Here is a 15,982-nt window from a genome sequence, read left to right as displayed (position 1 = left end):
TCACAGGAGGTGGGAGGCCCCGCGCCTCCCACCTCCCCCCCCCGATGTAGGAGATTTCTGTGCGACTTCGCACACGAAGCGGTTTGCTGCCGGTAGTCCTGGCTGTTTTTCTCACCCTTGGCACATCGGCATGCGGTGTCGACAAGCGAACGGAAAAGCCCCCGGCACCCGTCGAGCTGACAAAATCCGACCTCTTGGGGACATGGAAAGGATGGGCCGGGAGTTCCGTCACTCTCCGCGCCGACCACACGGCACAGGTCTCCACCCTCGACGGCCAGGAGTTCCGTTTCGACGACCTCTGGCGCATGACGGGCGACGGCAAATGGTCGCTCTACGCGCCCGGTCAGTACAAGGCCGGCAACACCGTGGGCGACGGCTCCGTGGTGCACCTGGAAGTGAAGCCGTCGGATGAGTCACCCGACGCCTCTTCGGCGCCGCCCTCCGATCCTGCGGCCGAAGAGCGCACGGGCGACGCCCCGGCACAGGCCACCTGGGATCTCGGTGTGATCCGCAAGAAGGGCAAACTCACTTTGTTCTTCCTGACTTCGGACCCTGATCTGCGCGACTACTACTACCTGCAGAAGGCATAGAGGCATGGTCGGTGGACCAGTTCGGTGCCGAGTTTTATTTGAGGGGCCTTTAGTGCTGCGGGTTTGTTCTGCGCGGGCATAGTTGGCCACCGGACCCGCTCGTGCTCGTGGAGACCGTCAACGGGAAACGCCGCTTCGGCCAGTTGCGGTCCTGGCATACCACCAGGGACGGCCGCCGCCGTGAAGCGGATGTGCTGTGCCGCCTCTCGGATGACGCTCCGCGGCTGGCCGGGGTCCGCGTCGATGAGAGCCGCATCCGGCTCTTTCCTGGGGTCGATTACGCCAACGTGCCGGCAGACGGTGCTCGTGCGGGTGACGGCGAAACCGGGTCCACCGGGTAGTTCATGACACGAGGCGAACGGCCCGCTGCCCGGCCATGGCTCAGCCCAGGGGTTGAGCGGGGCTGTTGCGGCGCCGATCGCCTCCAGCGTGACCCGCAAGCAGCCGCAGCCGCTTGCGGATCGCGATGCCGCACGCCGGCTGGTTCGCGCGGGGGAAACGGATCGCGAGGCCAGGAGCGAGACCAAGCGGCTGGAGTGGTCGGCGGCAGCGGAATCTCTTCCAGTCGCAGCCACTGCTCCGAGCCATTCTGGTCGGGCAGACAGAACCTCACGTCCCCGGAGTCGTCTGCTTCCTACCCGGGGGGGGGCTCTCCGATAGCTCGCAGAAGAGCACGCAGCTCGGGTAGGGCGTCTGCACGGCCCGGCCGCGGACGCCTTCGACACGTAGCGCGACGAGAGTAAAGGAGGCGACGTTCACCCCGGTGCGGCGATAGCGATCGGCGTGGGCGATCGCGTCCGGGTGCTCCACGATCGAGGCCAGGGTCTGCGGTCCGGCGACCGTGTAGGTCAGCTCCAGCTCCCCGCGGTGGAGCTGAATTTGTCCGCCTGGCTGTCCTGGTCGATCGACACGGCCACCTTGCCGACCATGGGCCGATCTCGATCTCCCGGATCTCGGTGAACTGCTCCACGGCGGTGTCCACGAACTGCTGAGAGTCAGGCAGGACCAGCACGCAGTGCCCGTTCCACGAGGCCGGTTACACCAAACATGGCTGCGCTGCTCCACATCAAGGAACTCCTCGGCCACGTCCGCATCGGCGCCACCGCCACCGTCTACGCCCACGTCCGACTCCGCGTCCAACGTGACGCCATCGACACCGTCAGCACCGCTCTTGACGGCCCCGCCAACGATGAGTCGCCCCCTGGCGAGGGCGCGACCCGCCGCTGTGCGGAGCCACTGTCCACTGACGTTGCCGTCAACTACTGCCGTCAGACACCTCTGTGGCCCCGCCGCGAGCTTCCCGGCGGGGCCGCAAATTTCCTCTGGCATGCACCAGGAGAGGAGGTGCGGAAAGGTCAGACTTTCCGGCTACTGCCGAATGTCATTCGCCACTCCACACTGCAATCTCCCCTCCAGGCATGCAGGTCACTCGCCTTCCCTTCGGCCCGACAAGCCCCCAGGCTTCGTAATCGTCATTCGGTCGAACAGTCAGTATCGTGCCGCTCTCGAATTTGATCACGAGATCCCCGACTCTTCGCACCTCGGCCTCAGCGATCACGTCACGGGTTAGTCGGACGAGATGGGGGGCAGCAACGTCCGGGAATTCTGGGTCGAAAGAAACATGGTCCCCAGCCGAGACTTGAAGAACCGCCTCGGTCTCGACGTGCAGTTCGAAATCCCCACTGGTCAGGACTGTGAGAGTCGAGTCAAAGCAGACACGGGTAACTGCTTGACCTCGAAGGTTCAGGTTCATTCCTACCACCCCGCTGGAAGCGGATAAGTGCCGTCAGAATTCATCGGGATATGCGTATCCGCTTTCGAGCCGGGCTTTCCGTCGAGCCCGATCGGCTGGCCATGCTTGTTGGTGAAGCGCACATAACCATCCGGGTACCTTCCGGTTGGATTCATCACGCGAAGCATGTCGGCATTTCCGGTAGACCCAGGTTTCTGCCACACACTTCCCTTTCCGTTATCAGCTGCCCGACCCACCCAGTCGTCACCCACCCCAGTGGGACGCTGAGGTCCGATACCGGGAGGACATGGTGTCGAATTGTGAACGAGGACCGGAGTCTCGCCCGCCAGCACATAGTACGTGTGGAGGCCCGCGACGGTGAGGTTGTAGGTGCGCTCACGGTGTGAGTATGTCCGGGTTGTCTTCACTGCGACGGTGTGGCCGTCGTGCGTGCGCAGGAACATTCCTGGCTTGAGTCGGCCGGCTGCTACCCACTTTTTCTGGTCGACTGACCAGAAGGGGTGCTCGTGTGTGGCTGTCAGCTTCGCGATACCGTTGGGTGTGACGAGGGTTATCTTGGTGAACTGCTTATCGTCATCGGTGACGATAGTTGCAGTGACTTCACGCCTGCGGGTCTTGCCGCTTTTCGGGTCTGTCGCCAGAACCTTGTCGCCGACTTTGATTTCTTCAATGTTCTTGTTTTTGCCATTGGCCATACGGACGTTTGTTCCGGCAGGGAAGCACTTGCAACCGGAGGGTGCGTCCCTACCTCTTTTGGTCTTGGGTGCGGCTTCCGCTCCTTCGTTCAGACCTTCAACGGCCTTTTTGATGGATTTCCTGAACGGCTTGACAACCTTCAACCAGGGCAGATCCATGGCCGAGCTGGCACAGTCCTTGGTGACCCCGGGATGTTTTCCGCAGGCCTGCCATGAGTCGAAGTCCGGGAGGATGTAATCCTTGGCCGCCTCTTTCGCTCCATCAAGCGTAAAGAGCTTCCTCAAGTGAGGGAACATTCCGTCCAAGGGACGAAATGGATTGATGAACCCCACTGTCTGGACGCTGCTGCTTCTGCGGCCACCATAGAAAGCGTTGCTCATGTTTCCGCCGCCACCGCCGTACGTGTGGGAGGAGACGGATTGTGACCTGTTGTATGCCCTGTCGTAGGCTCTTCTGACTGCCCTTTTTATGGCCTTGGTGATCTGGTCCAGCAGCAGGCCGCTGGGGTCGCTGAAGGTGACGGGGTTGTTATTGCTGTAGGTGTAGCCGTTGATCTGCTGAGGGTCCGCAAGGTCCATGATCGGGTCGACGGAGAGAAAGCGACCGGCGGAGGGGTCGTATTCTCGGGCCCCGAGGTGGGTCAGGCCGGTGGATTTGGCGTCGTCGGTGCCGCCGACGAAGCCCCTGGTGCCGGGCCAGGACTTGGGGGCCTCGCCACGCGGTCCGCCGAAGGGGAGGGTGCGGCGCTGGGCGAGCTTCAGGTCAGTTGCCGCGATGGAGAGTTGGCCGGTCCCCTGGTAGTCGGCGGTAGTGAAGATGATGGTGCCGTTGTCCTCCTTGACGGCTTGGTGACCGCCGCCGAGGGGGGTGTAGCGGGTGGCCTTGGCCTTGGTAGCGCCCTTGGGCAGGGTGACTTCGGTGTGGCCGAGGTAGAGGGTGGTCTCGGTGGGTGTGCGGCCGATCAGGCGGTTGCCTTCGGTGTCGTAGAGGTATTCGGTTACCTTGTCCTTGCCGTCCTCGGCCGGCTCGCTGACCTTGGCCAGGTGGCCTTCGGCGTCCCAGGCGAGTATCTGGGTGTCACCGCGCAGGGTGCGGGTGGTGGTGTTGCCGGTGGGGTCGTAGTCGTAGGAGTCCTTGGTGGTGGTCCCGCTGGGCTGTTTGGTGGTGACGGAGGTCAGGGTGTGCGGCTGGGGGGCACCGGGCTTGGGGTACTCATAGTTCCGCTCGGTGTTCTTGGTGCTGTCTCCCCCGACGTCACGAAGGGTTTCGGTGAGCCGGTTGCCGGCCTTGTCGTAGGTGTAGGAGTGCCAGTACGGGGCCACTCCGCCGGTCTTGCCCGCGGCCGGAGCGGTGGCGCAGGTCTTGTCGTTCTGGGTCCAGGCTTCAGTGAGCCGCCGCAGGTAGTCGTAGGTGAAGCACTGGGTATCGGTGCCGGTGCGGGAGACGTCCGAGACGGCGAGGATGTTGCCCGCTTCGTCGTAGCGGTAGGTGTTGTGCTGGTCCACCCCGCTCTGGTCTTCGCGTTCGACCCGGGAGGTGGCCAGGCGCTGGGTCCCGTACTCGTAGGTGTAGGTGACCTTGGTCTTCTTGCCGCCGTTGGTGAGGCCGAATTCGTTCCAATAGGGCTTGCCGGTCTGCGTGTAGCTGGTGTCGGCCTGGAAGCCGTCGCCCAGGACGGAGATGGGACGCAGGGTCTGCTTCTCGTAGGTGGTGGAGTAGCCGCCGGCGGGCAGGGAGCCCGCTGCGGAGTAGCTGATGCCGCCCACGAGGCCGGAGGGCAGGTACTTGGTGCCGCTCTGGTAGGTGCCGGCCAGCTCCTTCTCGCTGTCGGGGATGACCACGGCGGTCATGATCGGCCGGTATTGCGAGTCGTACCTGGTGACCTTCGAGGTGTAGGGCTGCCCGTCCACGTAGCGGGTGGACTCGGCCAGTTGGCCTTTGGCCCCGCCGATGGTGTCGTAGACCCACTTGGCGCGCAGATCGCCGGTGGCGCTGTCCTTGCGCAGTTCGGTCCTGCGGCCGAGGTTGTCGTAGACGCTGGCCAGCACGGTGCCGCGCTGGTCAGTGGTGGTAGTGAGCTGTCCCCGGTCGTCGTAGACGGAGTCTGTGGTGCCTTTGTCCGGGTCGCTGGCCTTCGTCTGGCGGCCCAGCTGGTCGTACTTGTACGCCCAGTCGTTGCCCGCTAGATCGGTGACCCTCTCCAGCTCGCCACGGGGGGTGTAGCCGTAGGAAGTGGCGTCGAAGGCCGCGCTCTGGCTGCGGGTGTGATGCTGGCGCAACTCAGTCGTCTTGCCGCGGGCATCTGTGAGAGTGGTGGTAGCGGTGGCCCCTTCCGGCGGAATCACGGTCGTGCGGTCGCCGCCGTAGATGGTCTTGGTGGTGGCGAGCACTTTCCCGCCGTCACCGTCGCCGGCGATCTGCCGCTCCTGGACGGGGCGCTCGAGCCCGTCGTAGATGGTGCGGGTCTGGGACTCCACGCTCCAGGCGTTGTCCGGCTTGAACAGCTCTCGTCCGGGTGCTTGCTTAGCTTCGAAGTAGGGGGCGAATGTCTGGGCAGGCAGGCCGCGTTCGTCGTAGAGAGTGTCGGTAAGGATGCGGCCGCCGTCCGGGCCGGGAGCCTGAGTCTGGCGTTCGCGCAGGAAGCCGTCGTAGACCATGTATGAGGCGACCTGGCCGCCGTCGTTGTTCAGCGTCTGGGTGCGGACCGCGACTTCCTTGCCCTCTTCCACGAAGTAGCTGAACTCGTAGCTGGGGGTCAGACTCGTCGCGCGGTCGGCCAGCCAGACTTTCGCGGAACGGCCCAGCGCGTCGTACGTCATCGCGATGCGCTTGTCGTTCGTATCGGTTCTGGTGGTGGGCTGCCCGCGCAGGGGCTCGAGTTCGGTGACGGTGGTCAGAGCCGAGGCCGGGTCTGCTGCCTTGGCCGGCGGGCTGGTCTCGGTGATCTTCGTGGCCATTCCGGTGGCCGGGCTGTAGGCCGTGGTCTTCGTGCGGCCATCCTTGCGCACGGCCACGACCGGATCGCCGCTGCCGGTGACGGTGACACTCGCGGTGAGGTCGGTGGTGGTCAGCGTGCGGCCGTAGGCGTCGAAGTCGGCGCCGGCCTCCAGGTAGGTTGCCTTGGTGCCGTCGTGCTTCTTCAGCGTTGCGGTCGCGGTGGCATCGCCCCTGGTGGGCGCGGCTCCGTACGCGCCGCCGTCGTAGGCGGTGCGGACATCGGAGATGACGTCCTTGGCGCGGTCGGGAGTGTCGGCGCATTTGACGGCGACGGTCTCTTCCCGGGAAGGCAGGGTGAGGATGTTGTCCTCGGCGTTGGTGGCGTAGGTGGTGCGGGTGCACTGGTTGTCGCCAGCTGTGCTGTTGTCCCCGAAGTCGTCGACCTGGGTGACGCGTCCGGCCACGGTGTCGTGCTCGGTCGCGGTGGAGGTGATGCGCCAGTCCGTGCCCGCCCCGTCGTCCAGGGAGGTCCACGTCTTGGAGTGGGCGGTGCCGGTGAGGTTGGAGGTCACCGTGCCCCAGTCGCGGCTCTTCTTCCCGGTCTCGTGGTGCCAGGGCCGCTCCACCGTCTTAGCCAGGACCTTGCCGCCGGGGCCCGAGTAGGTGGCGGTCTTATAGGTGAAGCCCTGCGCCGACTCGTGATCGACGATCGGATCGCCTTCGCCGTCACCGAGACTGACCGCTACATTCTTGGTGCCGCCGGAGGGTTCCTTGCGGTCGCCGTCCATGCCGCGCAGGAAGTAACTGTCCTCCTGCGACTTGAGGGCGTCGACACTGCCACCACCGCCGGCCTTGGTGCGGACGTGGCCGTAGCCGCGCCACTGCGACCAGGTCTTGAACTTCTTCTTGGTCAGGCCGTCGTCATCGTCGTAGTGCCAGGCTGCGTCGCCCAGGTACTCGTACTGCGTCACTGCATCAGGCGCGCCGCCGGTGCGGTCAGTAGTGATGGTGGAAGTGACGACGTACTTGTTGAACCAATGCCGCTCCGGATCGTCGCTGGCATCGCCGCCGATGTACTGCGGGAAGCAGCGGGTGGTGTTCGACTGCGGGCTCGGCAGCGCGTCGAAGTCGCACGCCGGTGCCGAGTAGATCACGTTGACCTGGCCGCCGGACTCGTCCGCGACACCGGACAGGCGGGCCTTGATGTACGGCGCGTAGCCGTCGCCGGTCTTATCGAGCCGGTTGGCGAGCTGGGTGTAGGAGAAGGTGGTCTTCGGCACGGTGACCGCGGGGTCGGCGGTGTGTCCGGTGCGCTGGACGGAGTCGAGCAACAGCTGGTAGTCGACGTCGGCCTGGCCCCACTTGTGGGCCAGCTTCCAGGAGTCGACCTTGCTGTATGCGTCACCGTTCAGGACCTGGGTGGTGACGCCGGTCAGGCGCTTGCGAGTGAAGAACGATGGGGACAGGCGGCCTTTGTCGCAGTCCTCGCTTTCTCCGCAGTTCATGTCCCAGGGCGTGTCGTACCAGTAGAAGGCGTCCTTGCCGATGTCGTCGCAGTCGGTCTTGCTGTTGGGCAGGCAGCGCTCAGAGGTGGCGAAGTCGACCTTGGCCAGGGGCTTCTTGCTGTAGAGCGAGGTGGACTTCAGGCCGTACTCGATGTGGTCCAGGACGCCGCCGCGCACGTAGCGGGTGTTGTCCTTGGCCTTGAGGTTGCGGCCGTAGGAGTTCTTTTCCTGGTCGTAGTAGTAGGCGATGGCGTTGCTGTGCGGGTCGACGACGTAGTCGAGGTTCCAGCGCCAGCCCTGCTGACACCAGGAGTCAGCAAAGGTGTCTTTGTGGCACTCTTCGTCGGCGTTGTTGCCGAAGACGGGTGCTGTCCAGGTGGAGTTGGTGGTGGCCCGGCCGTCTTTCCAGCCCGGCAGCCGGTTGTAGCCGAAGTAGTAGCGGACACCTTCGGGGTCGGTCAGGCGCCAGTACTCGCCATCGTTGTCCCCGTTGCCGCGGCTCGCGGACGCCATACGGACAATGCGACTGCCATCGTCCTGCTTGAACCGGTACTCCTCGATCGTGTTCTTGTCGTCGTCTGCGTCACCGGGCAGGGAGACCAGCTCGCCGCCCTTGCCGTTGAAGGTGATGAACGCGTTGTCGTAATCCCAGCATTGGTCACCGGGCTTGTTGCCGTCCGCGTTCTTTTCCCCGTCGTCCGAGCAGGGCTTGTATCGGCGTTCGATGTAGCCGGGCCACAGGTCGAAGCCGTCGCCGGCCCAGGAGGACTGATTGTTGGTGTTGCCGGTGCGCCCGTCGATCGCCCCGGAGGAGTAGGACAGGCCCACATCCGGGATCAAGTCGCCGGGCACCTTGGGCACGGGCATGTCGTACGACCACGAGAAGTCACCGGTGTTGAGATTGGTGTCCCAGGTGGCGGAGGGAGACAGCGAGGTCGCCTTGTAGTCGCCGCTCGCGCTCTTCTCTTCGGCGACGGCGGCCAAAACCGTGGCACCGCCCGCCCGCAGGGCCACCGAATCCGCGGTCAGCGTCTTATTCTCGGTGTCATTGACGGTATGAACCGGCTCGGACGCACGGCACTGCTGCTTGTGCGGTGTCTTCAGCACGCAGGCCGGCAGCTCGACCAGGGTGAGCCGTGATGCGTACCCGCCGCCGAATGCCTCGGCGAAACTGGAGTAGTCGACGGCGGTCTGGACTCCGCCCTTCGCCGCACCCTTGGCGCCGCCGGCCTCGAGTGAGAAGAGCACGCCCCGGACACCGGCCTGCTGTGTCGTCTTGCGGTCAACGACCCGAGCCGTGACGTCGCCCAGCGCTGCAGCGCTGGCGGCTGGCCTGGCACCTCGGCTGCTGCCCTTGCCGACGGAAGCCTTCGCGGTGCCCACGGTCAGGGGCAGTCCCTTGGCCTTGACGGGTTGTACCCCGTTCGCGGCTTGGCCGGCAGCGAGATCGACCACCGCGGTACCGGGCTTGGGCCAGGCGGCCTTGGGCGCACCCTGGGGCGTCTTGAGGCCCTTGGACTTCAGCCGTGGAAGGGGTGCCCCGGCATCCTGGCCCTTCACCGGCTTCTCGGCAGCCGCCGTGGGCAAACGGTCACCGTCATCGGCTGTGGCTGACGGTATGCCACTGGCTTGCAGCAGTGTGCCCACCAGGACAGCTGCCACGGCCAGGGCTGCCCGTTGCCGCCAGGCGGCGGCATGCCGGGGCACTCTTCTTTTGCCGTTCATCCTCAACAATCAATCCTTAAAGGGCTGTGCGCACCGCTGCGCGGCATGTACAGCCAGCTCAGTAAGAGAACAGGTCGGGGCCGGGGAGCGGGAGAAGTCCCGCTCCCCGGCGCGCGGGTCAGCTGTCGCCCGGTACGTCAGTGGGAAGGCCGTAGAAGGAACTGGCCATCTTCAAGATCTGTGCGTCCGACAGAGCGCCCTGGACGGTCCACACGTCATCGATCAAGCCGGCGAAGTACGTTCCTGCCGCGTCGCCCTTGGCCTTGCCCACCTGCAGGGACTTGGTGGCGGAGAACGCCAGGGCGTTGTCGGCCCACGCGATCAGGTCTTCGCACGCGGGGTTGTCGGCATCCCCGTCTCCGTCCGCGTCACCACAGGCGACTTCCTGCAGTTGGCCGTTGACGTAGAGGCGGAGCTCCTTGGCGAAGCCGTCGTAGACCACGGCCAGGTGATTCCAGAGGGTGGCGGACTCGAACTCCGTGCTTGCCACCCTGGTGACCGGTGCATCCGCGCTGTCGCTGGCCGGGAGGGTGAGTTCCCAGCGGCCGAGCCCCTCGACGGGGTCCTTGGCGTCGGGCACGAAGCGGACCTCGAAGGCGCTGCGGGAGCTTCCCTCCGCGCTGAGCACGGCCATGTCGTGCTCCGGTGCCGCGGCCGCCTGGGCCCAGGCGGTGACAGTGAAACTGGACTTGGTGTCCACGGGCATCGTGGACGTGGCTGCGTAGGCGTTGGCGCCGTTCAGCTCCAACCCGTGATCGTTGATCATTGGGTCGCCGAGCTTGGCGCCGCCGTACAGCTTCATCGGACGCTTCTCCGCGGAGAGGTCCGGCGTGGTGACGGGAGACGAATTGGACGCTTCCTCGAAGTTCCAGCGGCCCTTGATCAGCGGCCGCTGCCGGAACATCTGCTGGACTTCTTCGGCCGAGACCGGCCGGTCCAGCAGACGCACGTCGTCGATGGTTCCGGGGAAGTGGTTGTCGACCTGGCCGCTGTAGTTGCCGGCGCCGAGGTACATGGACTGATCGGCATAGAACGCTCCGGCCAGCGGGACGGATCCGGCGCGGCGGCCGTTGACGTAGAGGGTCAAGGTGTTGGCGACCGTGTCGTGCACACCCACCAGGTGGGCCCACTCACCCACATACGCCTTCTCGTCGTCCGGCTGCATGGCGCGGATGGGCGTCGCATCAGCCGCGTCGGCAGAGTACTGGTTGACCGCCCACCGGTTGTAAGTCGAGGAGTAATACAGCTCGAAGCCGGGGCGTTCCTTGCCGGCCTGCGCAGCGATGATCGCCGCGCCGTCGGGCTTCTTGTCGAGCTTGGCCCAGGCGGAGATCGTGAAACTGCGTGAAGTGTTCACATGCGGGCCGCTGATCTGGCCGATCTTGGCGTAGCCGTCGGTGCCGTTGAACTCGGCGGCCTGACCGGCCACCCCCGGCACGCCCGTGGTGACGCCTCCCTTGTACTGGGCGGGCAGTACTCCTCCGTGCCCGGTGATCTCGGTGGCCTCCGGTGTCTCGTCCAGGCCAAAGACGGCGACGGCGGGCCGGCCAGGGTCCCCGATCGTCTTCTTGTCGTGCAGCCTGTCGACCTCGTCCTGCGCGAGCGGCTTGTCAAAGAGGTGCACGGAGTCGATCGTGCCGGGGAAGAAGGCGGCGGGCGCGCCGCCGTAGGAGCCGGCACCGAGTTGCAGGCCTCTGCGTGCTTCCCACGGCTTGTCGTAGGCCATCTGGCCCACGAGCTTGCCGTCGATGAACAGCTCCAGCTTGTCGCGTGCCGAGTCGTAGGAACCGACCAGGTGCGTCCACTTGTTGGCTGCCGCGTCGCCGGGCTTGTCCGCCATCGCGCGGGCGATCCCGGCGTCTTCCGTATCGGACTTGTACTGGTTGAAGGCCCACCGGTCGTATGTATTGGAGTAGTAGAGCTCGAACCCCGGGCTGTGGTTTCCAGGCTGGGTGGCGATGACCGCAGCACCTTCGGGCACCTTGGCGAGCTTCACCCAGGCCGACACGGCGAATCCGCGGCTGGTATCGACCACCGGTAGATCGGTGGACGCGTATCCGTCGGTCCCGTTGAAGGACCTGGCCTTGCCCTTGACGCCGGCCTCACCCGCAGTGGTACCGCCGTGGAGTTGTGCGGTGCGCGGCGGTGTCGAGCCTTTGGCCTCGGAGGCGTCCGCTGCCTCATCCAGCTGCCAGGTCGCCCGATCCGGCTGGCCCGCCTTGACTCGGTACTGATAGGTGCGGATTTCACTGCCGTTGCCCGCGGAGTCGAAAGCGCGGGCGGTGATGAAGTTCAGCCCGGGCTTGGCCGGCAGCACCTCGGCAATCTTGGCGGCGCCGCCCGTCGTAGTGACCTTATGCAAGGGTGTGGGATCGTCGTTGATGCCATACCAATACGACGTCACATCGCTGTCAGCCGCGTCCAGTTTGAAGGAGCCGTACTTGCCCACCCCGTCCAGCCAGGGGTCTTTCGGGTTTTCCGGGTCGGATTCGGGATAGTCGCCGGAGGACACGGCGGGAGCCTTGGGGACCTTGGTGTCGTAGATGAAGTAGCAAGCTGTTGGGCTGCCCGCGTACGACCACGGCGAGTACTGCGCGCCGTCGTGCACGCGCGCGTACCAGTTGATCACCTTGTTCACCGGGATCGTCGAGGGCAGCTTGATGGCAAAGTCGGATCCTGAATTCTTTGCCTTTGTAAGCTCCGGCTTCCAGCTGCCGCCGCTCCACTTGGCCTGGAACTGCACCGCTACGTTGTCGCCATCGGGATCCTTCACATCGACGGCGTAAATGTTCCCGAGCGTGCGAACGTGCGCGGCCTTGTCGGTGCTCTTGCACGTGCCGCCATAGGCCATGGTGAGCTGGGAGGCTTTGAGCTGGGCGGGCGCACGGTTGTACTTCACGCGCAGGAACGCCTTGTCGGAGAATCGCTTCCAGCCGTAGGCGTCGGACTCACTGGCCGCCTGTAGGCCGAACGTCAACGTCTTGTCTCGATCATCGGCAGCGTCCTGCACGGCCGACTGCACCGGAAACTCGGCGTCCTTCGCTGAGCAGCCGCTGTAACCGTAGGCGAACGACTTCGATGACAGCTTCTTCTTCCAGAACCCGGACGTGTTCTGCGAGTTCCACGTCGTGGATGAGGAGATGTCCTTGGTCTCCCAGAGCTCTACGCCACGGTCCGAGCAGGAGGCCGACCACGTGTTGCGTACCACGAACTCGGCGGACAGCACCGACTTGCCGGCGAACTTGGAAACGGGGATGCGGTAGAAGAGCCGCTTGGTGTCCCACGGCTTGCAGTAGTACCAGTTGCAATAGCCCATACCTGCGTCATGGTCGCCATTGAACTTCCACTGTGGCGAACCCGCCCAGTACTTCGATGCCATCGTCCACGCCGCAGCGGGCGGCGAGTACATCTGCGGATCGATGAAGACCGGATAGGTGGTGTCTTTTCCCTTCAGAACATCAGAATCCGGTGTCAGCACCAGTTCCTGGCCGTCGGCTGGAACATCCACTTCAACTGGGCCGAGCTTTCCGGATTCGCCCGCCACTGGCTCTTCACCGGCCATCGTCAGACCTTCCTTGCCCGGGGCCGCACGCATCGAGGGCTTGGCCTTAGCGGCCGGTGCAGCGCTCGAACCCGGGCTGGAGTCCCACATCATGGGCTTGGCGGCCTCGAAGACCACGCCCTTGGCGCCCTCATCGAGGGCCTGGAGGCCGCCCCGGGCGGTCTCTTCGACCGCAACACCGCTGGTGGCCAGCTTCAGCCGGAACTGAGCCAGCTCCGGACTCTCGGCAGCCTTGGCCGACTTAACGACCAGTAGCTGAGTGAAGCCGTCCTCCTGCGCTCCCATCCGCAGATCCACACCTGGCAGTACATCGCCATAAGTGGCCGTCGCCCCCTCAACCTGCGGTTCGGGCAGTTTGCCCGGCCAGGACAGAGCCAGTTCACGACCCGCCTTGGTCATGCGCACCAGCGGCGCATCACCGCCGCCGGAGAATGTGAGGCCTATGGTCGTCACCTTCGGAGTGAGAGCACCGTCAGCGGACTTCACCAGATCGGTGTCGATCGGCTCCCATCGTCCGCCCTGGCGGGCACGGACCGGCCTGAGGTATTCGCGTGCCTCGAGGTTCCCGTCAGGCGTGGCGTACACGTCGCTCGATTCACCGCGTTGGGAAAGCACCTCGACCGGCTCCCCCGTGCGCTTGGCCTTGGCCATCGCCGCGTCGGCACTGCCCTGCTCGGCAGGGACAGCATCGCCCGCAGTCTTCGCTGCTGCCGGTGCAGGCGCTGAGGCCTCAGCCACGGGCGAGAACGGCATCAACGCTGCGATCACCGCCCCGCCTAGCAGGCCTGCCAATGCTCCGGTCCCCCCACGCGAACGCGCATGTCTCCACATAACCCACCCCAGCCCGTCACGAAAAATGAGAATTTTCTTTACAAAGAACCAAGCGGTGACTGTATGCAACGACCACGTAACTGACCAGCAGTCCCAGTCGCCTCGAAACGGGCAAATTACCCACTGTGGATGTGGCGTTACTCACGGTTGTGCAGGAGTGGGCGGCAACTTGATAACTCCTTGCCGGCGCGGTCCGCCTCGAGCAAGCTCCGCGACGCCGACTTGGCCTGCGCTGGCTGTCGCAACTACGCCGTGGTGTATAGCGACCCGAGCTCATCCGGTACGCGTCGCTCCTGCGCCGCCTGCCGCCCGTGCGTTCGGGTATGAACCGCGGTGGCGCCGCTACCGGACCACGACGCGGCGCTCCCGCTTGAGCTCGGCGAAGCTGGGCGCCGGCAGCTGACGGCCATCCCCCGCCTGCACGGACCGGCCGAGGACGGCTGAAGTCAACACGTGGGAGAGGCCGTGGAGTCCTTGCGGACGCTTTCGATGATCTTCAAGGTGATGTCGAAGTCGACGCCGCAGAAGTACTCGCCTATCGCCCTGGATCCCTCAAGCTCGTCCAGCGCGTTGAGGGATTTAGCTTCCCAGTTGCGGGCGTTGGCCACGGGCCTCGATAATCCAGGCCTGCACCATGACCGTGTAGTGAGCCATGCTGACCCGCTCCAGGGACTTGACGCGCGCAATGGCAGTTCTGCCAGATCTACCGGTCTGCCCCGGTCGCGAGCTGGTAAGCACGACCTTTAGATCTGGCCCAGGTCCTACGAGATCGAGAGTGTAGATCCGCTCGCCGGGCCCATCCAGGGGTGCGCCTGCCGTCTCCAGTTCCGCCCAGGCCAGTTGGTTGGCCTGTCGTAAGTCGGCGGTAGTAACGTCCATACCGCGTGCGGCAGTTGTGCGTACGCCTGTATCACTCGCTGCCGGGCGGCAGCGGCTTCTTCTCGACTCGGCATGCGGGGCAGTGTGCCGGACAGGACTGACAGTCACGGGTCACGGTTTGTTCCCCATACCAGGGCGTAGCTCCGATAGCCCGGCCCGTATATCCCGCAACCGCAGAGCGACACGCGTGCCCACCCGCCGCCGACGCCGGGGCACAGACGGTCACTGCCGGACCTGCACAAGCGAGGGAACGATGCGGGCGCTCGTCGGCGTCTCGCAGGGCCTCCTCGCGGGTCCGCATGGCCCACCTGCATGACTTGCTCTATCCGTCCTGGTTGCTGCTGCGGGGGGCGTGGTCGAAGAAGTGATGCGTGGGGGACAGGGCGAGGCGCCGCACCTCGTCATGTGTGGATGCGGGCAGGGCCCGTGTGGCGATGAGGACCTGGCCGTGTCCGTCGTGGGCTGCGTCGACGAGCTGTTCCAGGATCCCGGTGCCGGTGTGCCGGTCGGTTTCGTTGGTGTCGCTTCCGTAGACGGGGAAGTCGACGACGAGCAGCGACGGGATCGGGGCGGCGGGCACCTCGCGGGCGACGTCGCGGAGAGTCAGGAGCGCGCAGACGTTGCGCAGGATGCGTTCGCCACCGGCCACGCTGGAGTCCTCGAGTACTGTGTGCCCGATCACCGTGGTGTAGGTGTCCGAGTCGATGCGGGCTCGCTCCACACCGGGCAAGACGGTCTGCACCCGTGCCAGGAAGTGCTGTGACCACAGCTGGATGCGTTCCTTGCGGCGGGTTTCGCGCTCCTGCTGGGCCGCAGCGAGCGCATCCCGGGCCTCGGCGCGCTGTATGCCCAGCACTTCCTTCTCGGCCGTGAGGTGCAGGATGTTCTCGACCTCCTTGAGCCGCCATTTGAGCTGGGCGAGTTCCCCGTTCAACCCGCCGACGAGCGTCTCGGCCTCCAGGGCGCGCTGGTGCTGCGGCCGCCAGGCATCGCGATCGTGCCGGTCGCGCGCCTTCTCGGCCTCCTGCGTGACCTCCAAGGCCCGTCGGGCAAGGAGGGTGGGCCGGCCGCGAGCGCGGCGGCCGCGGTGACGACGATGCTCACCATCAGGACCACCGCAACCCGATCGCCGACAGCAGCTCCGTCCGCTCCGGCGTCAGCGTCGCCGCCCGGCTGCGCTGGTTCCCGATCCAGGCCCCCAGCTTGTGCTCCCGCTCCTCCTGGTCCTCGCCGACGATCCGCTCGACGGGCTTTTTCGGAACCTGAAGGTGCCGCTCGCGCTCGTAGGACTGCTTGGCAGCCGCGTAGTTCATCGGCCACTCGGCGGCCTGTGTACGGGTGACGGCGGCTTTTCGTTGTCGGGCGCGGGCGCGGGCTCGATGCCGAGGGCCTGCTCGCACATCCACTGCTGCACGGTCGTGAGCTGGTCCCAGCCGAGCCGCACGGACCGCACCCACCGCCCGGGGTCCTCGCCCTGGCGCACGATGCCGCCCGCCTTGGACGC

General features: G+C 65.5%; 7 protein-coding genes and 1 pseudogene. 2 read left to right on the top strand and 6 right to left on the bottom strand.

What is annotated here, in order from left to right; all coding sequences use genetic code 11:
• Window positions 1-59: 59 nt before the first annotated feature.
• On the top strand, window positions 60-590 hold the full coding sequence (locus tag ABZ953_RS28875; protein WP_361729550.1) for a hypothetical protein: 531 nt from the start codon (window positions 60-62) through the stop codon (window positions 588-590).
• Window positions 591-691: 101 nt separating this feature from the next.
• The gene (locus ABZ953_RS28870; protein WP_361729547.1) at window positions 692-931 is read left to right on the top strand and encodes a hypothetical protein; all 240 of its coding nucleotides are present in this window, start codon (window positions 692-694) and stop codon (window positions 929-931) included.
• A gap of 1,040 nt (window positions 932-1,971) precedes the next feature.
• Here the strand turns inward: ABZ953_RS28870 and ABZ953_RS28865 are convergent.
• From ABZ953_RS28865 to ABZ953_RS28840, 6 genes and pseudogenes are all read right to left on the bottom strand, one after another.
• The gene (locus ABZ953_RS28865; protein ID WP_361729544.1) at window positions 1,972-2,343 is read right to left on the bottom strand and encodes a DUF6188 family protein; all 372 of its coding nucleotides are present in this window, start codon (window positions 2,341-2,343) and stop codon (window positions 1,972-1,974) included.
• Between the two features lie 2 nt (window positions 2,344-2,345).
• Window positions 2,346-9,206: a polymorphic toxin-type HINT domain-containing protein gene (locus tag ABZ953_RS28860; protein ID WP_361729541.1), complete on the bottom strand. Its 6,861-nt coding sequence runs from the start codon at window positions 9,204-9,206 to the stop codon at window positions 2,346-2,348.
• 118 nt (window positions 9,207-9,324) lie between these two features.
• The gene (locus tag ABZ953_RS28855) at window positions 9,325-13,419 is read right to left on the bottom strand and encodes a LamG-like jellyroll fold domain-containing protein (RefSeq protein WP_361729754.1); all 4,095 of its coding nucleotides are present in this window, start codon (window positions 13,417-13,419) and stop codon (window positions 9,325-9,327) included.
• Window positions 13,420-14,045: 626 nt separating this feature from the next.
• Window positions 14,046-14,207: a hypothetical protein gene (locus ABZ953_RS28850; protein ID WP_361729538.1), complete on the bottom strand. Its 162-nt coding sequence runs from the start codon at window positions 14,205-14,207 to the stop codon at window positions 14,046-14,048.
• A 593-nt stretch (window positions 14,208-14,800) separates the two neighbouring features.
• Window positions 14,801-15,517, bottom strand: coding sequence for a hypothetical protein (locus tag ABZ953_RS28845; RefSeq protein WP_361729535.1), 717 nt, complete (start codon window positions 15,515-15,517; stop codon window positions 14,801-14,803).
• A 67-nt stretch (window positions 15,518-15,584) separates the two neighbouring features.
• Window positions 15,585-15,979: pseudogene (locus ABZ953_RS28840) on the bottom strand (helicase associated domain-containing protein); the annotation flags it as partial.
• Window positions 15,980-15,982 lie beyond the last annotated feature (3 nt).

The sequence above is a fragment of the Streptomyces sp. NPDC046465 genome, from assembly GCF_040646035.1.
Classification (GTDB): Bacteria; Actinomycetota; Actinomycetes; order Streptomycetales; family Streptomycetaceae; genus Streptomyces.
The sequence above is the reverse complement of the archived record's forward strand: the minus strand, read 5'-3'. Positions and strand labels throughout refer to the sequence as shown.

Excerpts from the sequence above, each read along its gene's own strand:
- ABZ953_RS28865 (WP_361729544.1), bottom strand. The coding sequence starts at position 2,343 with ATGAACCTGAACCTTCGAGGTCAAGCAGTTACCCGTGTCTGCTTTGAC.
- ABZ953_RS28860 (WP_361729541.1), bottom strand. The coding sequence starts at position 9,206 with ATGAACGGCAAAAGAAGAGTGCCCCGGCATGCCGCCGCCTGGCGGCAA.
- ABZ953_RS28855 (WP_361729754.1), bottom strand. The coding sequence starts at position 13,419 with ATGGCCAAGGCCAAGCGCACGGGGGAGCCGGTCGAGGTGCTTTCCCAA.